The 18,165-nt window shown below is 73.3% G+C and carries 17 protein-coding genes; 15 read left to right on the top strand and 2 right to left on the bottom strand.

The window, feature by feature from the left end; translation table 11 throughout:
* Nucleotides 1–15 precede the first annotated feature (15 nt).
* The 8 genes from BN344_RS01065 to BN344_RS01030 all read left to right on the top strand — a co-directional run bounded on the left by BN344_RS01065 (nt 16) and on the right by BN344_RS01030 (nt 9,076).
* Nucleotides 16–1,266: an ABC transporter ATP-binding protein gene (locus tag BN344_RS01065; protein WP_040336684.1), complete on the top strand. Its 1,251-nt coding sequence runs from the start codon at nt 16–18 to the stop codon at nt 1,264–1,266.
* 61 nt (nt 1,267–1,327) lie between these two features.
* A complete protein-coding gene (gene lspA, locus BN344_RS01060) occupies nt 1,328–1,885 on the top strand; it encodes a signal peptidase II (protein ID WP_051515394.1) in 558 nt (185 codons plus the stop codon).
* A gap of 35 nt (nt 1,886–1,920) precedes the next feature.
* Nucleotides 1,921–2,859 (top strand): RluA family pseudouridine synthase, encoded by a 939-nt coding sequence (locus BN344_RS01055; protein WP_231486397.1) that lies wholly within the window; start codon nt 1,921–1,923, stop codon nt 2,857–2,859.
* A gap of 15 nt (nt 2,860–2,874) precedes the next feature.
* Nucleotides 2,875–3,669 carry a CPBP family intramembrane glutamic endopeptidase gene (locus BN344_RS01050; RefSeq protein WP_231486395.1) on the top strand — a complete coding sequence of 265 codons (795 nt, stop codon included), beginning with the start codon at nt 2,875–2,877 and terminating at the stop codon, nt 3,667–3,669.
* Nucleotides 3,666–4,121, top strand: coding sequence for a GNAT family N-acetyltransferase (locus BN344_RS01045; RefSeq protein WP_040337732.1), 456 nt, complete (start codon nt 3,666–3,668; stop codon nt 4,119–4,121). The genes BN344_RS01050 and BN344_RS01045 overlap by 4 nt, the downstream gene beginning before the upstream one ends.
* 195 nt (nt 4,122–4,316) lie before the next feature.
* Entirely contained in the window at nt 4,317–7,886 is a 3,570-nt protein-coding gene (gene dnaE / locus BN344_RS01040) for a DNA polymerase III subunit alpha (protein ID WP_040336682.1), read from the top strand.
* A 106-nt stretch (nt 7,887–7,992) separates the two neighbouring features.
* Nucleotides 7,993–8,616 carry a DUF2567 domain-containing protein gene (locus BN344_RS01035; RefSeq protein WP_051515392.1) on the top strand — a complete coding sequence of 208 codons (624 nt, stop codon included), beginning with the start codon at nt 7,993–7,995 and terminating at the stop codon, nt 8,614–8,616.
* Nucleotides 8,617–8,668: 52 nt separating this feature from the next.
* A complete protein-coding gene (locus tag BN344_RS01030) occupies nt 8,669–9,076 on the top strand; it encodes a VOC family protein (RefSeq protein WP_040336681.1) in 408 nt (135 codons plus the stop codon).
* A 7-nt stretch (nt 9,077–9,083) separates the two neighbouring features.
* Here the strand turns inward: BN344_RS01030 and BN344_RS01025 are convergent, their stop codons facing one another.
* Nucleotides 9,084–9,932: an LON peptidase substrate-binding domain-containing protein gene (locus tag BN344_RS01025; protein WP_040336680.1), complete on the bottom strand. Its 849-nt coding sequence runs from the start codon at nt 9,930–9,932 to the stop codon at nt 9,084–9,086.
* 133 nt (nt 9,933–10,065) lie between these two features.
* Between BN344_RS01025 and hisD the strand changes: the two genes are divergently transcribed.
* Genes hisD through BN344_RS01000 form a run of 5 tightly spaced genes read left to right on the top strand, consistent with a single transcriptional unit; the run spans nt 10,066 to nt 13,534 of the window.
* On the top strand, nt 10,066–11,370 hold the full coding sequence (gene hisD, locus BN344_RS01020; protein WP_040336679.1) for a histidinol dehydrogenase: 1,305 nt from the start codon (nt 10,066–10,068) through the stop codon (nt 11,368–11,370).
* 5 nt (nt 11,371–11,375) lie between these two features.
* Complete coding sequence (locus tag BN344_RS01015; RefSeq protein WP_231486605.1) at nt 11,376–12,488, top strand: histidinol-phosphate transaminase; 1,113 nt, start codon at nt 11,376–11,378, stop codon at nt 12,486–12,488.
* Nucleotides 12,485–13,093: an imidazoleglycerol-phosphate dehydratase HisB gene (gene hisB, locus BN344_RS01010; protein WP_040336677.1), complete on the top strand. Its 609-nt coding sequence runs from the start codon at nt 12,485–12,487 to the stop codon at nt 13,091–13,093. Before BN344_RS01015 ends, hisB begins: the two co-directional genes overlap by 4 nt.
* A gap of 28 nt (nt 13,094–13,121) precedes the next feature.
* On the top strand, nt 13,122–13,301 hold the full coding sequence (locus BN344_RS01005; RefSeq protein WP_040336676.1) for a hypothetical protein: 180 nt from the start codon (nt 13,122–13,124) through the stop codon (nt 13,299–13,301).
* A complete protein-coding gene (locus tag BN344_RS01000; protein ID WP_040336675.1) occupies nt 13,298–13,534 on the top strand; it encodes a nucleotidyltransferase family protein in 237 nt (78 codons plus the stop codon). Before BN344_RS01005 ends, BN344_RS01000 begins: the two co-directional genes overlap by 4 nt.
* Before the next feature lie 60 nt (nt 13,535–13,594).
* Here the strand turns inward: BN344_RS01000 and BN344_RS00995 are convergent, their stop codons facing one another.
* Nucleotides 13,595–14,833, bottom strand: coding sequence for an HNH endonuclease signature motif containing protein (locus BN344_RS00995; RefSeq protein WP_051515391.1), 1,239 nt, complete (start codon nt 14,831–14,833; stop codon nt 13,595–13,597).
* Nucleotides 14,834–15,067: 234 nt separating this feature from the next.
* Between BN344_RS00995 and hisH the strand changes: the two genes are divergently transcribed.
* Both hisH and BN344_RS00985 read left to right on the top strand, forming a co-directional pair.
* Nucleotides 15,068–15,757, top strand: a complete 690-nt coding sequence (gene hisH / locus BN344_RS00990) for an imidazole glycerol phosphate synthase subunit HisH (RefSeq protein WP_051515390.1) — start codon at nt 15,068–15,070, stop codon at nt 15,755–15,757.
* 74 nt (nt 15,758–15,831) lie between these two features.
* Nucleotides 15,832–18,165, top strand: a complete 2,334-nt coding sequence (locus tag BN344_RS00985; protein WP_040336673.1) for a M28 family peptidase — start codon at nt 15,832–15,834, stop codon at nt 18,163–18,165.

Genomic DNA, 18,165 nt, shown 5'->3' with positions numbered 1-18,165 from the left:
GCGAGGGGACTCCTGATGGCCTCCATCGAGATGAAGAACATCGTCAAGCAGTACGGAGACGGGTTCCCGGCGGTGAACGACGTCAGCCTGGACATCGCCGACGGCGAGTTCATGATCCTGGTCGGGCCCTCCGGGTGCGGGAAGTCGACGCTGCTCCGGATGATCGTCGGGCTGGAGGACATCACCAGCGGCGACATGGTCATCGGCGGCAAGAAGGTCAACGACCTCGCCCCCCGCGACCGCAACCTGTCGATGGTCTTCCAGAACTACGCCCTGTACCCGCACATGACCGTCTTCGAGAACATCGCGTTCCCGCTGCGGCTGGCCAAGATGCCCGACGACGAGGTGCGCCGCCGCGTCACCGAGGCGTCCGACGTCCTGGAGCTCAAGGACCACCTCGAGCGCAAGCCGGCCAACCTCTCCGGTGGTCAGCGCCAGCGCGTGGCCATGGGCCGCGCCATCGTCCGGCAGGCCGAGGCGTTCCTCTTCGACGAGCCGCTGTCCAACCTCGACGCCAAGCTGCGCGGCCAGATGCGCACCGAGATCTCCCGGCTGCAGCGCCGGCTGGGCATCACCACCGTCTACGTCACCCATGACCAGACCGAGGCCATGACCCTCGGCGACCGGGTCTGCGTGCTGCGCAAGGGCAAGATCCAGCAGGTCGCCTCGCCGCGGGAGCTCTACGAGCAGCCGGTCAACCTGTTCGTCGCGGGGTTCATCGGCTCCCCGCCGATGAACTTCCTGCCGGCCACGCCCGAGGGCAACCGGCTCAAGACCCCCTTCGGCGACATCGAGCTCGACGAGAAGCGGGCCGCCGCTGTCGCCGGGCACGACCTGCTGCTGGTCGGCATCCGGCCGGAGTACTTCGAGGACGCCTCGCTGGTCGACGAGGCCAAGCGCCCGGTCGGCTCGATCTTCCGGGCGCGGGTCGACGTCACCGAGTGGCTGGGCGACTCGCAGTTCGCCTACATCCCCTACGAGGCACCCGAGTCGATCCAGAAGCAGCTGCGGGACCTGTCCCGCGAGCTCGACGCCGAGGAGCTGCGCACCCAGGCGATCGTCTCGATCGACGCCACCAGCCGGATCCGGGAAGGTCGCGAGGCGGAGTTCTGGCTGGACAGCCGGAAGGTGCACGTCTTCGATCCGGAGTCCGGCGAGAACCTCACCCGGGACGCGGAGGCCGGTGCCGAGCTCACCCGGATGGCCACCCAGGACCGGGAGGAGCAGCTGGAGCAGGTACGCGAGTCGTCGGTCGGGGCGGCGTAGGACGGGGCGCGGGGTTGGCGCCGCCGGGGGGTGTCGGGGCGGCGCGGCTATCGTCGTCGGTGTGACCGAGCAGCCCGACCCCGCGGGCGCACCGGCGCCCCGTCCGCGCACCCGCCTCCTGCTGGTGCTGGCCGCGGCCGTGCTGGCCCTCGACCTGGTCTCGAAGCTGGTGGTCGTCGCCACCGTCGAGCGGGGTGAGGACATCCGCGTGCTGGGCGGGGCGCTCTACCTCACCCACCTGCGCAACACCGGCGCGGCGTTCTCCTTCGCCGAGGGCTTCACGATCGTGTTCACGGTCGTCGCGCTGGCCGTCGTCGCCGTCATCGTGCGCACCGCCCGCCGGCTGTTCTCGACCGGCTGGGCGGTGGCCCTCGGACTGGTGCTCGGGGGAGCGGTCGGCAACCTGATCGACCGGATCTTCCGCGAGCCGGGTTTCCTGCGCGGTGGCGTCGTCGACTTCCTGTCGGTGTTCGGTCCCGACGGCGAGGTGTGGCCGGTGTTCAACGTCGCCGACTCGGCGATCGTCTGCGGCGGCGTGCTCGGCGCCGGCCTGGCCCTGCGCGGCATCGACTTCGACGGCTCGCGGGCCGGCGACGAGGAGCCCGCCGAGGCCGCCTGAACCGCTTCTCGAGGAGAGACGGTCAGAATGGGGACGTGACGAGCACTCCCGGCATGCACCGCGCCCTCCCGGTGCCCGACGGCCTCGAGGGGCAGCGGGTCGACCAGGCGCTGTCCCGCATGTTCGGGCTGACCCGCACCGTGGCGGCCGAGGTGGCCGACGCCGGCAACGTCGTCGTCGACGGCCGGGTGCGCGGCAAGGGCGACCGGGTCAGCGGAGGCAGCTGGCTGGAGGTCGAGCTGCCGGCACCCCCGGGGGAACCCGCGCCGCCCAGGCCGGTCGAGGGCATGACGATCCTGCACGACGACGACGACCTCGTCGTGGTGGACAAGCCCGTGGGGGTGGCCGCCCACCCGAGCCCCGGCTGGGACGGGCCGACCGTCATCGGCGGGCTCGCCGCCGCCGGCTACCGGGTGTCCACCTCCGGCGCGGCCGAGCGCCAGGGGGTGGTGCACCGCCTCGACGCCGCGACCACCGGCGTGATGGTCGTGGCCAAGAGCGAGCGCGCCTACACCGCGCTGAAGGCCGCGTTCAAGGAGCGCACCGTCGAGAAGGGCTACCACGCCCTCGTGCAGGGGCACCCCGATCCCTCGCGCGGCACCATCGACGCGCCGATCGACCGGCATCCCAGGCACGACTGGCGGTTCGCGGTGGTCCAGGGCGGCCGCCCGTCCGTGACCCACTACGAGGTCATGGAGGCCTTCCCGGCGGCCAGCCTGGTCGACATCCGGCTGGAGACGGGGCGCACCCACCAGATCCGGGTGCACTTCTCTGCCCTGCGGCACCCGTGCGTCGGGGACACGACGTACGGCGCCGACCCGACGCTCGCCGCCCGCCTGGGCGTCTCCCGCCAGTGGCTGCACGCGATGCGGCTCGGCTTCCCCCACCCGGCCGACGGCAGCTGGGTGGAGGTCACCAGCGAGTACCCGCCCGACCTCGCCGGCGCGCTGGCCCTCCTGCGCGCCGAGGCATGACGGGGCAGCTGTGACGTGGCTGCCGTGACGGGGCTGCCGACGTCACTGGACGCCTTCGGCCCGGCGGCCTTCGCCGCGGTCGTCGTCGCGGTCTACCTGGTCGTCGGCGAGCCCGTGGCCGGGCACGTGCTGCACCGCCGCTTCGAGGGCCGGCTGCGCACCGACCCGGGCGCCCGCCGCTCGTTCTACGGCCGGCTGCTCGTGCTCGAGTGGGGTCTGGCGCTGCTCGCCCTGATCGTCTGGCTGTCCGCCCCCGGTGTCGACGCCGCGGCGGTCGGGCTGGTGTGGCCGCGGTCCTGGCCCGGGCCGCTGACCTGGTTGCTCGTCGTCCTGGTGCTGATCTTCGTCGTCGCCTCGACCCGGGCCCTGCGCGGCGGTGCCCTCGTAGATGCCCCCGCGCCGGTGCGCCGGCCCGGCGAGGGGCGGCACGCGGAACCGCCGGGCCACGCCACGCTGGCCCTGCTGCCGCGGACGGCGGAGGAGCGCCGGCTGTTCACCGTCGTGGGGATCACGGCCGGCGTCTGCGAGGAGTGGCTCTACCGGGGCTTCTTCCTCGCCGTGGTGGCCGCCGTCGCCGGCGACCTGCCCTCCTGGGTGCTGGTGGTCGTCGCTGCCGTGGCCTTCGGCCTGGCCCACGCCTACCAGGGCCGGGCCGGCGTCGTCCTCACCGGCGTGCTCGGTGGCGTGATGGCCGCGCTGTACGTCGGCACCGGGTCGCTGCTGCTCCCCGTCCTGCTGCACGCGGCCATCGACCTACGCTTCCTCCTCGTGCCGACCCGCGTGCTGCCCGCCGGACGACCGGCGTGGTGACCGGTCCCACCGCTCGCCTGGCCACTCCCGAGGACTGGCCCGAGATCGTCGAACTGCGGACCCGGGTCTTCGTCCACGAGCAGGGCGTGCCGCCGGAGATCGAGCAGGACGACCGGGACGCCACCGCCGTGCACGTGCTCAGCCGCGGCCTCTCCGGGGAGGCGGCCGGCCGCGTCGTCGCCACCGGGCGGCTGCTCCTGCCGGACGACGGCTCGCGCACCGCGGGCATCGGCCGGATGGCCGCGGACGCGTCGGTGCGCGGGCGCGGGCACGGCGCCGCGGTCCTCGACGAACTGCACCGTCAGGCCGCGCTGCGCGGGGTCGCCGAGATCGAACTGCACGCGCAGCTCGCCGCCCGGCGGTTCTACGAGCGGGCCGGGTACACCGCGGTCGGGGACGAATACCTCGAGGCCGGCATCTCCCACGTCACGATGCGGCGGGAGCTGTCCTGAGCCCGGTGTGACTGATCGGTCCGGTGTGAGCAGACACGTCCTGTCAGACCCTCGGCGTAGACACGTTCCAGTGCGAGGATCGAGGCACCCCCGCAGGGCCCGCCCACACCCTCGCGCCACCGGTCTTCCCCGCCGGTCGCAGGCCGCGGTCCTCGCCGGCCGGCAGGCACGACCAGTTGAGGAGCTCGACCGCCCGTGAGCAGTACGTCGTCCGATTCCTTCGCGCACCTCCACGTGCACACCGAGTACTCGATGCTCGACGGCGCGGCGAAGCTGCCCGAGGTGACGAAGGCGGCCGCCGAGCAGGGGATGCCGGCGCTGGCGATGACCGACCACGGCAACGTCTTCGGCGCCTACGACTTCTACAAGCAGGCCACCGGGGCCGGGGTGAAGCCGATCATCGGCATGGAGGGCTACTACACCCCGGGCTCCCGCTTCGACCGCGCCCCGTTCGACTTCGGCGACAAGCTCCTCGACGAGGAGGGCGACGGCGGCTCCAACAGGGGCAAGGCGGCCTACACCCACATGACGCTGCTGGCCCGCACCACCGAGGGGATGCACAACCTCTTCCGCATCTCCTCGCTGGCCAGCCTGGAGGGCCAGTACCGCAAGCCGCGCTTCGACCGCGACCTGCTCGAGCGCTACGGCAGGGGTCTGATCGCCACCACCGGCTGCCCCTCGGGCGAGGTGAACATGTGGCTGCGCGCCGGCAAGGAGGACAAGGCCAAGCAGGCCGCGGCCGACTTCCAGGACATCTTCGGGCGGGAGAACTTCTACGCCGAACTGATGGACCACGGGCTCGCCATCGAGAAGAAGACCCGCCCCGCGCTGCTGGCCATCGCCAAGGACCTCGGCATCCCGCTGCTGGCCACCAACGACCTGCACTACACGCACAAGGAGGACGCCGCCGCCCACGACGCCCTGCTGTGCATCCAGACCGGCTCGCGGCTCAACGAGCCCAACCGCTTCAAGTTCAACGGCGACGGCTACTACCTGAAGAGCGCCGCCGAGATGCGGGCGCTGTTCCCCGGTGACCTGGCCGTCGCCTGCGACAACACGCTGCTGGTCGCCGAGCAGTGCGAGGTCAGCTTCACCGAGGGCGCCGACCTCATGCCGCGCTTCCCGCTGCCGCCGGGGGAGGACGAGACCTCGTGGTTCGTGAAGGAGGTCGAGCGCGGGCTGCACAAGCGGTACCCGAACGGCATCCCCGACCACGTGCGCAAGCAGGCCGACTACGAGGTCGGGATCATCTGCCAGATGGGCTTCCCGGGGTACTTCCTCGTGGTCGCCGACTTCATCAACTGGGCCAAGGACAACGGCATCCGTGTCGGCCCGGGCCGTGGGTCCGCGGCCGGCTCGCTGGCCGCCTTCGCCATGGGCATCACCGACCTCGACCCGCTGCAGCACGGGCTGATCTTCGAGCGGTTCCTCAACCCCGAGCGGGTTTCGATGCCCGATGTCGACATCGACTTCGACGACCGCCGCCGCGGCGAGGTCATCCGGTACGTGTCGGAGAAGTACGGCGAGGAGCGGGTCAGCCAGATCGTCACCTACGGGACGATCAAGGCGAAGGCCGCGATCAAGGACGCCGCCCGGGTGCTCGACCGGCCGTATTCCGTCGGTGACGAGCTGACCAAGCTCATGCCCCCGGGCGTGATGGGCAAGGACATCCCGCTGTCGGGGATCTTCGACCCGTCGCACCCGCGCTACAAGGAGGCCGCCGAGTTCCGGGCGCGGTACGAGTCCGACCCCGGCGCCGCCGAGGTCGTCGACCAGGCCCGCAAGCTCGAGGGCCTGAAGCGGCAGTGGGGCGTGCACGCCGCCGGCGTGATCATCGGCCGGTACCCGCTGATCGACAGCATCCCGCTCATGCGCCGCGAGGCCGACGGCGCGATGATCACGCAGTTCGACTACCCGACCTGCGAGACGCTCGGGCTGCTCAAGATGGACTTCCTGGGCCTGCGCAACCTGACCGTCCTCGACGACGCGCTGCGCAACATCGTGCTCAACGGCAAGGAGCCCGTCGACCTCGACGAGATCAGCAAGGACCTCACCGACAAGGCGACCTACGAGCTGCTGGGCCGGGGAGACACCCTCGGCGTCTTCCAGTTCGACGGCGGCCCGATGCGTTCTCTGCTGCGGCTCATGCGGCCGGACAACTTCGAGGACATCTCCGCCGTCGGCGCGCTCTACCGCCCCGGGCCGATGGGTGCGAACTCGCACACCAACTACGCGCTGCGCAAGAACGGCCAGCAGGAGATCACGCCGATCCACCCCGAGCTGGCCGAGCCGCTCGAGGAGATCCTCGGCCAGACCTACGGCCTGATCGTCTACCAGGAGCAGGTCATGGCGATCGCGCAGAAGGTCGCCGGGTACTCGCTCGGCAAGGCCGACCTGCTGCGGCGCGCCATGGGCAAGAAGAAGAAGTCGGTCCTGGACGCGGAGTTCGTCGGCTTCGAGGCCGGGATGAAGGCCAACGGCTTCTCCGACGCGGCGATCAAGACGCTGTGGGACATCCTCGTCCCGTTCGCCGACTACGCGTTCAACAAGGCGCACTCGGCGGCCTACGGGCTGATCTCCTACTGGACGGCCTACCTCAAGGCCAACTACCCGGCCGAGTACATGGCCGGCCTGCTCACCAGCGTCCAGGACGACAAGGACCGGCGGCCGATCTACCTGGCCGAGTGCCGCCGGATGGGCATCAAGGTGCTGCCGCCGGACGTCAACGAGTCGTCGTGGGACTTCACCGCCGTCGGCACCGACATCCGCTTCGGGCTCGCCTCGGTGCGCAACGTCGGGCACAACGTCGTCGAGTCGATCGTCAAGGCGCGCGAGGAGAAGGGGGCGTTCAAGGACTTCCCCGACTTCATGAAGAAGATCGACACGGTGGCCTGCAACAAGAAGGTCATCGAGTCCCTGGCCAAGGCCGGCGGCTTCGACTCGCTCGGTCACTCGCGGCAGGGCATCGTCGCCATCCACGCGCAGGCCGTGGATTCTGCGATGGGGCTCAAGCGCAAGGAGGCCGAGGGCCAGTTCGACCTGTTCGGCAGCTTCGGCGGTGACGGCGACGGGGCCGCCGAGGACCCGTTCGGCAGCGCGCTGGACATCGTCATCCCGACGGCCGACTGGTCGAAGAGCGAGCGGCTGGTCTTCGAGCGCGACATGCTCGGCCTCTACGTCTCCGACCACCCCCTGCACGGCGTCGAGCACGTGCTGGCGCAGAACGCCGACACCCCGATCGCCGAGATCAACGCCGGGGGAGTCGAGGACGGCGCGAACGTCACGATCGCCGGCATCCTCACCGCGGTCTCGCCGCGGACCAACAAGCAGGGCGCGCCCTGGGCGATCGCCACGCTGGAGGACCTCGAGTCCGGCATCGAGGTGCTCTTCTTCCCCAAGACTTGGGCGGAGGTCTCGGAGAAGGTCGTCCGCGACCAGATCGTGGTGGTCAAGGGGCGGATCAGCCGGCGCGACGACCAGCCCTCGCTGTTCGGCTCCGAGGTGACGCTGCCCGAGCTCACCGACGGCCCGCGCGGGCCGGTGCTCGTGTCGATGGCCGCCGCGCGCTGCACCCCGCCGGTCGTGGAGCGGCTCCGCGAGGTCCTGGGCAGCCACCCCGGCACGACCGAGGTGCAGCTCAAGCTGATCAACGGCGGCCGGGAGACCGTGCTGCGGCTCGACCAGGGGCTGCGGGTCCGTCCGAGCACGGCGCTCATGGGCGACATCAAGGCCCTGCTCGGCCCCACCAGCGTGGCGCTGCTGTGAGACGCGGTCCGGCGACGGGCGACGAGCGCATCGTGGGCGACCGATGTTCACTGGGCCGGTGAGCACGCCTCCCGCAGCGCCCGGTGGTCGCGCTCCAGGAACTCCCATGCCTGCTCCGTCGGACTACTGGCGGGGCTGGGCGGAGACCCGCGAGGACCTGCCGCGGGCCGGCTGGTTCCTGCTCGCCGTGACGCTCGCCGGGGTTCCGGCCGGGGTGATCTGGTGGGCCCTCGCGCCGCGCGCCGAGTTCCGCATTACCGAGGATGGGCCGGCGCCGATCGGGGTGCCCTCGGCCGAACTGCTGATCGCCGACGACGGCGTCTTCGTGCTGGTACTCGCCACGCTGGGGCTGTTCGCCGGCCTGGCCGCCTGGGCGATGCGGAAGGCGCGCGGCGTCACCCTGGTCGTCACGCTCGCCGTGGGCACGGTGCTGGCCGGCGCCGTCGCCTGGTGGGTCGGCGTGCTGCTCGGCGAGGGACCGACCGACGCCCAACTCGCCGAGGTGGGCGGCGTGGTCACCACCCGGCTCGACCTCGGGTCCACGGCGGCGCTCGCGGTCGCGCCGTTCGTGGCGGTGCTGGTCTACCTGCTCGGCGTGATCCTCAACGCCGACGACGGCCTCGGCCGCCCCGTCCCAGTCCCCGACGCCAACTCCGACGCGAGCCCCGCCCCGGCGGCGGACGCGCCGGTGCTGCCCCCGCTGGTGGAGACCCCGCCCGCTCGGCACTGACGCGGGCCCCGACGGCGCCCCCCGGGCAGGTGGGTCGTGCCACCATCCGGCGATGGCGTCCTTCGTGTCACACACCAGCATCGACTGCTCCGATGCGCAGGCGCTGTCACGCTGGTGGCAGGCCGTGCTCGACTACGTCGAAGACCCGGACGACCCGAACGAACCCGGCGACGACGAGTGCCTCATCAGCTCCCGCGACGGGCACCACCGCCTGCTGTTCATCGAGGTCCCCGAGACCAAGCAGGGGAAGAACCGGGTGCACCTCGATCTGCGCCCGCGCGAGGGCTCCCGGGACGACGAGTTCGCGCGTCTCCAGGAACTCGGCGCGACCACACTCGACGACCGCCGCAACGCCGACGGCACCGGCTGGGTCGTGCTCGCCGATCCGGAGGGCAACGAGTTCTGCATCCTGCGCAGCGAGGCGGAGGTCGCCGCGACGCGCGGAGCGGTCGCCGGCTGACGCCCGGCTAGTTGACCGTCATCGGGGTGGCGAACCGCTGCAGCGGGGCGGGCACCGCTCCGAGCTCCCGGAGCAGGGTGAGCTCCCGTCGCAGCAGCCTCGTCTCGGCGGCCAGCCGGCGGCGGGTCGCCGACTCGGCGAGCAGCGCCTGCCGGTCCTCGGTGGTCAGCAGTGCCGCGGAGGCGACCAGCCAGGACAGGCCCGCGGGATCGTCGGCCACCGCGCCGAGCAACGCGGCGCGCTCGGCGTCCTCGCCGCCGCTGCCCGCGCCGAGCTCGGCCACCTCGCCCACGTAGTCGGTGAACAGCTGCTGCACGCCGCCGGTCAGCAGCGCCAGCGACTCCCGGGCGACCGCGGCGACCACCTCGTCGAGCGCGTCGTCGCAGGGAGGGGAGGCGCCGTCGCCCGCCGGGTCGTCCCCGGCGGGTCGCGCGCCGGTACCCGGGAGGACGAGGCCCTCGGCGTCGCCCGCGGCCTCCTCGGCGGCCTCCTCCTCCGCGAGCCACTCCACCTCGCCCTGCAGGTAGGGCGGGTCCTCGCCGACGACCACGTCGTGCAGCCGGAAGCGCTCGCCGCCCACGGTCACCACCCGGAAGCCCCCGTCCGACTGCGGCCGCACCAGCTGCAGCCTGGCCGTGCAGCCGACGTCGTACAGGGCCTCGGCCGGCGCGATCCGTTCCACCTCCCAGCCCTGCCGGATGGCGACGACGCCGAAGAAGCGGCGCTCGCTCTCCTCGGGCAGCGCGAGCAGGTCGAGCACCAGGCGGCGGTAGCGCGGCTCGAAGACGTGCAGTGGGAGGACGACGCCGGGGAACAGGGGAGTCCCGAGCGGGAACAGCGGGATCAGCTCACCCATCCCGGCAGCCTACGGGCCGCTGGCTACGCTGGAACTCCGCTCCACGCCACCGCTCCGCCGTCCACCATGCTGAGCCGTCCACCCGCCCACCATGCTGAGCCGTCCACCCGCCCACCATCCCGGAGGCCATCCCGTGCTCGCCCGCATCGACCTGCGCGGATCCGCGCTGCCGGGGAACCGCGAGCTCGCCGGCCTCCTGCCGCGCGCCGCCACCGACATCGACTCGGTCCTGGCCACGGTGCGCCCACTCTGCGAGGACGTGCGCATCCGCGGCGCGGAGGCGGTCCGCGAGATCACCGCGCGCCTCGACGGCGTGGACAACGAGGACTTCGCCGTCCCGCAGGAGGCCCTGGACCGAGCGCTGGCCGAGTGCGACCCGACTCTGCGCGCGGCGCTGGAGGAGGCGATCGCCCGGGTCCAGAAGGTGCACGCCGATCAGCGCCGCACCGACGTCACCACCGAGGTGGTGCCCGGCGGACTGGTCACGGAGCGCTGGGTCCCGGTGCGCCGGGTCGGGCTGTACGTGCCCGGCGGGCTGGCGCCGCTGCTGTCCAGCGTGGTGATGAACGTGGTGCCCGCTCAGATCGCCGGCGTCGAGTCGATCGCCGTCGCCTCGCCACCCCAGCGGGACCACGGCGGGCTGCCCGACCCGGGTGTCCTGGCGGCGTGCGCGCTCCTGGGCATCACCGAGGTCTACGCCGTCGGCGGTGCGCAGGCCGTGGCCGTCTTCGGCTACGGCGCGGGCTCCTGCGAGCCGGTCGACATGGTGACCGGACCAGGGAACGTCTACGTCACCGCCGCCAAGCGGCTGCTGCGCGGTCTGATCGGCATCGACTCCGAGGCCGGGCCCACCGAGGTGGCGATCCTGGCCGACGACACGGCCGACCCCGGCCACGTCGCCGCCGACCTGATCAGCCAGGCCGAGCACGACCCGCTGGCGGGTGCGGTGCTGGTGACCGACAGCGAGGCGCTGGCCGACGCAGTCCTGGCGCTCGTGCCCGCGCAGGTGACGGCGACCAAGCACTCCGACCGCATCACCACCGCACTCGACGGCAGCCAGTCGGGGATCGTCCTGGTGGACGACCTCGAGGCTGGGTTGCGCGTCGTCGACGCCTACGCCGCGGAGCACCTGGAGATCCAGACCCGGGACGCCCGCGCGGTGGCCCAGCGGGTGCGCAACGCCGGGGCGATCTTCGTCGGCGCCTGGTCGCCGGTCTCGCTGGGCGACTACTGCGCCGGCTCCAACCACGTCCTGCCGACCGGCGGCTGCGCCCGCTTCTCCAGCGGACTGTCGGTGCAGTCGTTCCTGCGCGGCATCCACGTCGTCGAGTACGACGAGCAGGCCCTGGCCGGGGTCGCCGGGCACATCGACGCCCTCGCCGGGGCCGAGGACCTGCCCGCGCACGCTGCCGCGGTCCGGATCCGGCAGCGCCCGTGACCTCGATGGACGAGCTCCCGCTGCGGCCGGAGCTGCGTGGCCGCACGCCCTACGGCGCGCCGCAGGTGCCGGCGACGCACCGGCTGAACACCAACGAGAACCCGCACCCGCTGCCCGACGAGCTGCTCGCCGACCTGGGCGCGGCGCTCGGGCACGCGGCGCTGGAGCTCAACCGCTACCCCGACCGCGACGCCCGGGAGCTGCGCGCGGACCTCGCCGCCTACCTGTCCGGGTCCGCCGGGACCACCGTGGAGCCGGCGCAGGTGTGGGCGGCGAACGGCTCCAACGAGGTGCTGCAGCAGATCCTGCAGGCGTTCGGCGGTGCCGGGCGGACGGCGCTGGGCTTCACGCCGTCGTACTCGATGCACCCGATCATCGCGGCCGGCACCGGCACGGGGTGGGTCGACGGGCACCGGCGCGAGGACTTCACCATCGACGCGGCGGCCGCGGTGGCGCAGGTGCGCGAGGTCGCGCCGGACGTCGTCTTCGTGACCAGCCCGAACAACCCGACCGGCACCGCGGTGCCGCTGGCGACGATCGAGGAGCTGTACGCGGCGACGGCCGGGGTGGTGGTCGTGGACGAGGCGTACGCGGAGTTCGCCCGGACCGGGACGCCGTCGGCGCTGACCCTGCTGCCCGGGCGCCCGCGCCTGATCGTCAGCCGCACCATGAGCAAGGCATTCGGGATGGCCGGGCTGCGCCTGGGCTACCTGGCCGCGGATCCCGCAGTCGTCGACGCCCTGCAGCTGGTCCGGTTGCCCTACCACCTGAGCTCGCTCACCCAGGCAGCCGCACGGGCCGCCCTGGCGCACACCGAGGCGCTGCTGGCGACCGTCGACGAGGTGCGCGCCCAGCGGGACCGGATCGTCGCCGCCCTGCCGGGTCTCGGGCTGACCAGCGTGCCGAGCGACGCGAACTTCGTCCTGTTCGGGCGGTTCGGCGACCAGGCGAAGGCCTGGCAGGCGCTGCTCGATCGCGGGGTGCTCGTCCGCGACGTCGGACTGCCGGGATGGCTCCGGGTCACCGCCGGCACGGCAGCGGAGACCGACGCGTTCCTCACCGCGCTGGGTGAGATCGCGCCGGAACAGCGCACCACTCTGGGAGACTCACGACCATGACCGCACCTGCACGCCGCACCGCCCGGGTGGAGCGCGCCACCAGCGAGACCAAGCTCGTGGTGGAGCTCGACCTCGACGGCACCGGCACGAGCTCGATCAGCACGGGCGTCGGCTTCTACGACCACATGCTCACCGCGCTGTCCAAGCACAGCGGGATCGACCTCACCGTGCAGGCCGACGGTGACCTGCACATCGACGCGCACCACACCGTCGAGGACGTCGCCATCGCGCTCGGGCAGGCGTTCGCGCAGGCGCTGGGCGACAAGCGCGGCATCACGCGCTACGGCGACGCGACGATCCCGATGGACGAGGTGCTGGCGCAGGCCGCCGTCGACCTGTCCGGCCGGCCGTACTTCGTGCACGCCGAGCCGGAGAACATGACGCCGATGATCGGGCCGGACTACCCGACGTCGCTCACCAAGCACGTGCTCGAGTCGTTCGCGTTCAACGCGCGGATCAGCCTGCACGTGCGGGTGCTCTACGCCGGCCGCGACGCCCACCACATCGTCGAGGGCCAGTTCAAGGCGCTGGCCCGCGCGCTGCGCACTGCGGTGGCGATCGACCCGCGGGTCACCGACGTGCCCTCGACCAAGGGCGCGCTGTAGCCGCCGTGCCCGAGCTCCGGTTCCCCGCATGACCTTCGGTCTCGTCCTGCTGCTGCTCGGCGGCTTTCTGCTGGGTGGCACCTGGAGCGTCTGGCAGGCCGGTCAGGACGACGGCGAGCCTCGCTCGGCGCCGCAGATCGCCTTCGCGGTGGTGCTGCTCGCGGCGGCTCTGCTGGCCAGCGCGGCCGGGGTCCTGTACCTGGTGTGAGCGGCCGACCGGCCGACGGGGAGCGGTTCCTGCGCATCGTCACGGTCGACGTCGCCGGTCGGCCGCGGGTCTACGCGCCGCACGGCTTCGACGACCTGTTCGATCTGGTCGTGCGCCCGAATCGTCGGCTCGCACCGCGGGAGGTGGCCGAGACCAACGCGGCCCGCTGGCTGGGGGAGTGGCCCGAGCTGACGGTCCTGCCGTGGACCGACCCGGGACGTCCGGCCGAATGAAGGCATGCCGCTGCGCGGCGACGCCGGGGAGGCGTGGCCGCGCAGGGGCTGGGATTGCGGTCAGGCGGGGACGAGGAAGGGTTCGAAGATTTGGATCTCGGTGCTGTCGGGCCGGTAGGTGTGCCATCGGCCGGCGGTGTCGCGCACGATCTGGAAGCCGTGGTGGACCTTGGTGTGGTGCCGTTCGCACAGCAGGCCTGAATTCTCCAGCGTCGTCTCTCCGCCGTCGATCCAGTGCAGAAGATGGTGGACGTCGCACCAGTAGGACGGGGCGTCGCAGCCGGCGAACACGCAGTGCTCGTCCCGCAGCTCCACGGCTCTGCGCAGCGCGGGGGGCACGACCCTGTGGCTGCGGCCGAGGTCGAGGCGGTGCCCGTCGGGGCCGAACACGACGCGGCTGACGTTGCCGTCGCAGGCCAGCCAGCGGGCGCGGGCGGCGGAGATGATGCCGCCGAACCCGGTGCGGGCGGCACCCGCGCCGGGGTGCGGGTCGACGAGGTCGTCGATGTCCAGGCGCACCACCACGTGCGGCTTCACGGTCCGCAGGATCGGCAGGTTCCCGGACGCCAGAGCGTTGTCGCACAGCTGCACGAGCGCGTCGCCGGCCTGCTGGGCGCGGCTGCGCAGGTCACCGGCGGGGCGGGTGGCCTGCAGGATGGACTCGATCGCGGCCTGCAGCTTCTCCCCGCCGACCGCGTCCAGCACGAACCGCCCGACCACCATCCCGTTGCCGTCACGGCCGATGGTGAGGCTGCGGCACTCCGTCGGGTCCGGTTCGGGGCCGTCGGGGTCGAGGCGGGCCAGGTAGTGAGCGACCACCTGCCGCAGCTCCGAGTGCGACCGCAGGATCGCCACCTTGGTCAGGGCGGCATCGATCCCGGCCAGCTCCACGCCCTGCGCCTCCGCCGCCGCCACGTTCTCCGCCGAGGCGACCGGGGCGATCACCGACACCGCCTCCGGGCTGACCCCGCCGGCCGCAGCCGCTGCGGCCAGCACCGGCAGCTGCTCCAGCGCCCGCCCGTTGCGCACCAGCCGGCTGGCGACACCAGGAGGCAGGCGGTGGTGCCCGCGCAGCCAGCCGCCCATCGACGCCGCGCCGTCGTGCTCGGACGCTTGGGTCAGCTCACCCTCACGGACGGTGCGGGCCACCTCGGCGCCCAGCCGGTTCCGGGCAACCACCAGGGCCCCGCACCGCTCCAGCACCGCGGGCCCGAACAACGGCTTCAGGTCCTGACCGGCCAGCGCCTGCAGAGCACCTTCCAGGCACTCCACAGGGGTCGCGCAGTCGGTCGAACACATGTACGAATCCTAGCGCCGGAAGCGGCATCCGGCACTGCGAATCCCCAGGTCAGAAGCCTGTCCACAGATACATCAGGGGTCTTGACGCGGTGGGCGTTGGGCGCGAGAGGGGAGGCGCCCGGTAGGGCAGCGCCCACGACGGCGACCGGATCGGGCGAGGGACCCTGCCAGCAGGAGGTGCCCGGCGCTCGAGCGATGGCACCGCGCGGGAAGGGCGGAGCGGACGCCCGTCCCATGGCGGGAATCACGGCGGCCCTCGGTGCGCTGGTCGGTAGCGTGGCAGGCGTGAAGAAGGTGGCGGTCCTCGACTACGGGTCGGGCAATCTGCGCTCGGCCGAGCGCGCGCTCGCGCGGGTGGGGGCCGACGTCACGGTCACCTCCGACGCGCAGACGGCCCTGGACGCCGACGGGCTCGTCGTCCCGGGCGTGGGCGCCTTCGCCGCATGCATGGAGGGCCTCAAGGCCGTCGACGGGCCGCGCATCATCGGCCGCCGCCTGGCCGGCGGGCGCCCGGTGCTCGGCATCTGCGTCGGCATGCAGATCCTGTTCGACCGCGGCGTCGAGCACGGGCACGACGCGGAAGGCTGCGGCGAGTGGCCCGGCGTCGTCGAGCAGCTCCAGGCCCCCGTCCTGCCGCACATGGGCTGGAACCAGGTCGACGTGGCGAAGGGCAGCGTGCTCTTCGACGGCATCGAGGACGAGCGCTTCTACTTCGTGCACTCCTACGGCGTCCGCGACTTCCCGCTCGGTCAGGGCGGTGCGCCGAGCCCGCTGCCGCCGCCGAAGGTCACCTGGGCCGAGCACGGCGACCGCTTCGTGGCCGGGGTGGAGAACGCGGCACTGTCGGCCACCCAGTTCCACCCGGAGAAGAGCGGCGACGCCGGCGCTCAGCTGCTCACCAACTGGTTGAACAGTTTGAATTGAGGCGCCTCCCGGGAAAACAGCGCGCCGCCACCTAGGGTGACCGCGTCCGTCCTTCCCGTAGCCAGGAGGGCGCCGTGCCTGCCGGACGCACCGCGCGCGGCCCCCGGCGGCCCAGCCGTGGGGCAGGCGCCGTGCTGGGCGCGCTCCTGCTCGGACTCGGCGTCTGGAGCGTGGCTGCGCTCGGGCCGCCCGCACCACGACCGGCCGACGCACCGGCGACCGAGTTCAGCGCCGCCCGCGCCTTCGAGCAGGTGCGGAAGACCGCCGCCGAGGTGCACGTCCCCGGCAGCGAGGCGAGTGCCCGGGTGGTCGACGACCTGGTCGCCACGCTCGCAGCGCTGGGACTGGACACCCGCGTCCAGAGCGCCGTCGGCACCGGGCACGTCACCGACGGCGAGGCGGAGATGGCGCGGGTCCGCACCGTCGTCGGCGTCCTCCCGGGCTCCGACTCCACCGGCCGGCTGTTCCTCCTGGCCCACCACGACTCCGCGGCGACCGGCGTCGGCGCGACCGGCGCGGCGGGCGTCGCGGCGCTCCTGGAGTCGGTGCGGGCGCTGACCGCGGGTCCGCCGCTGCGCAACGACGTCGTCGTCGTGCTGACCGACGCCGACGAGGCCTGCCGGTGCGGTGTCGAGGCGTTCGCCGCATCGCACCCGCTCGCCCAGGAGGGCGGCGTCGTCCTCGCCGTCGACCCCCGCGGCGGCGCCGGGCCGGCGGTCCTCCTCGGGACGTCCCCGCGCGACGCGGACCTGGCCGTCCTGGCCGAGGTGGCGCCGTCGCTCGTGGTCAGCAGCGGCAGCATGGAACTCCACCGCGCGCTGGACGACGACCGCGGTGTCGACGTGCTGCTCGGGGACGGTCGCTTCACCGGGCTGGGCGCAGCCTCTCTGGACGGGTCGACCGGGACCCACACGCCCCAGGACGTGCCCGACCGGTTCGACCGGGCCACGCTCCAGGCGCTGGGCGACGGCACGCTGGCCATGGCGAGGGCACTGGGCGACCGGGACCTGCGGGAACTGGCCGCGCCCGCCGCCTCCGACGGCGACCCGACCGTCCTCCCGGTCCTCGGCGAACCCGTCAGCTGGTCCGGGTCGCTGGACCGGCCCCTGGCGGCCGCCGCGCTGCTGGGCGTCGGCGGCCTCGTGTGGTTCGTCGGCCGGCAGGGGCTGAGCTGGGGACGGCGGACAGCGGCCACCGCGTGGGCGGCGGTGCCGTTGGTCCTCGGGCCCCTCGCCGTCTCCGCGCTGTGGTCGCTGCTGGTCGCCGTCCGCCCCGGATACGCCGAGCTGATCGACCCCTGGCGGCCCGGGTGGTACCGGCTGGCGGCGGTCGCCCTGGTCCTCGCCGTGGTGCTCGCCTGGTACGCGCTGCTGCGCGACCGGTTCGGCGACACGGTGCTCGCCGTGGGCGGGCTGGTCTGGCCGGCGCTGGGCGCCGGGGTGCTGGCGGTGGTCGCGCCCGGGGCCGCGCACCTGGCCGCCCTGCCCGCGCTCGCCGGTGCGGCCGCGGTCGCGATCTGCTGCATGACCACCGAGGCCGGCGTCCGGATCGCCGCCGTGCTGTTCGCCGGAGGGGTCTCGGTGGTCGTGCTCGCCCCCGCCGTCGCGCTCTCCTTCCCGGTCGTCGGCCTCGCCTCGGCCGCCGTGCCGGCGCTCGCCGTCACCCTGCTCGCCCTCGCGCTGCTCCCGGCCCTCGAGCTGCTGTTCCCGGACGACGACGGAGGCCCGCGGAGCCGCGCGGCTGCCGTCCCCCTCGCCGCCGCGGCCCTGGCGGGGGTGTGCGTGCTCGCCGGCCTGCAGGTCGACCGGTTCGGCCCCGCTTCCCCCGTTCCCAGCCACCTCGCGTACGCACTGGACGGCGACCGGCAGCAGGCCTGGTGGGTCAGCACCGAGGCGCTCCCGGGCGACTGGACCGGCGGGCACCTCAGCGCCCGCGGCGACCTGCCCGTCGACTTCCCCTCCCTGGGGGACGGCGAGGTGGCCTTCGGCACCGCCGAACCGGCCGCCCTTCCACGAGCCCGCGTGGAGACGCTGGCCGACGCCGTGGTGGGGGGCCGCCGCGAGATCACTGTGCGGGTGACGCCGCAGCGCCCGGGCGTCCGGCTCGTCGTCCTCGACCTGGACACCGGGGGCGGCACGGTCGCCCGCGCGCGGGTCGCGGGCCGCGGAGTCCCGGAGGAGGCGCTGGGCGGGAGCTCCCTGGAGATCACCTTCCACGCGCCGCCGGCCGACGGCCTGGAGGCGTCCTTCAGCGTCGAAGGCGGCGGTCCCGTGTCGCTCCGGGTCGTGGACGGCAGCACCGGGCTCGCCGGCCTGCCCGGTCTGCAGCCGCGGCCCGACGGCGTCGGTGCGGCGGGGACACCGGGCTCGGACCTCGTGCTGGTCTCGGGGACGACGTCCCTCGGCTGA

It is taken from the genome of Candidatus Blastococcus massiliensis AP3 (assembly GCF_000582785.1).
GTDB classification, from domain to species: domain Bacteria; phylum Actinomycetota; class Actinomycetes; order Mycobacteriales; family Geodermatophilaceae; genus Blastococcus; species Blastococcus massiliensis.
This window is presented reverse-complemented; position numbering and strand designations above follow the sequence as displayed.

Coding starts and splice junctions, on each gene's coding strand:
- BN344_RS01065 (WP_040336684.1), top strand. CDS start 16: ATGGCCTCCATCGAGATGAAGAACATCGTCAAGCAGTACGGAGACGGG.
- BN344_RS01035 (WP_051515392.1), top strand. CDS start 7,993: ATGCCTGCTCCGTCGGACTACTGGCGGGGCTGGGCGGAGACCCGCGAG.
- BN344_RS01030 (WP_040336681.1), top strand. CDS start 8,669: ATGGCGTCCTTCGTGTCACACACCAGCATCGACTGCTCCGATGCGCAG.
- BN344_RS01025 (WP_040336680.1), bottom strand. CDS start 9,932: ATGGGTGAGCTGATCCCGCTGTTCCCGCTCGGGACTCCCCTGTTCCCC.
- BN344_RS01015 (WP_231486605.1), top strand. CDS start 11,376: ATGGACGAGCTCCCGCTGCGGCCGGAGCTGCGTGGCCGCACGCCCTAC.
- hisB (WP_040336677.1), top strand. CDS start 12,485: ATGACCGCACCTGCACGCCGCACCGCCCGGGTGGAGCGCGCCACCAGC.
- BN344_RS01005 (WP_040336676.1), top strand. CDS start 13,122: ATGACCTTCGGTCTCGTCCTGCTGCTGCTCGGCGGCTTTCTGCTGGGT.
- BN344_RS00995 (WP_051515391.1), bottom strand. CDS start 14,833: ATGTGTTCGACCGACTGCGCGACCCCTGTGGAGTGCCTGGAAGGTGCT.
- hisH (WP_051515390.1), top strand. CDS start 15,068: ATGGCGGGAATCACGGCGGCCCTCGGTGCGCTGGTCGGTAGCGTGGCA.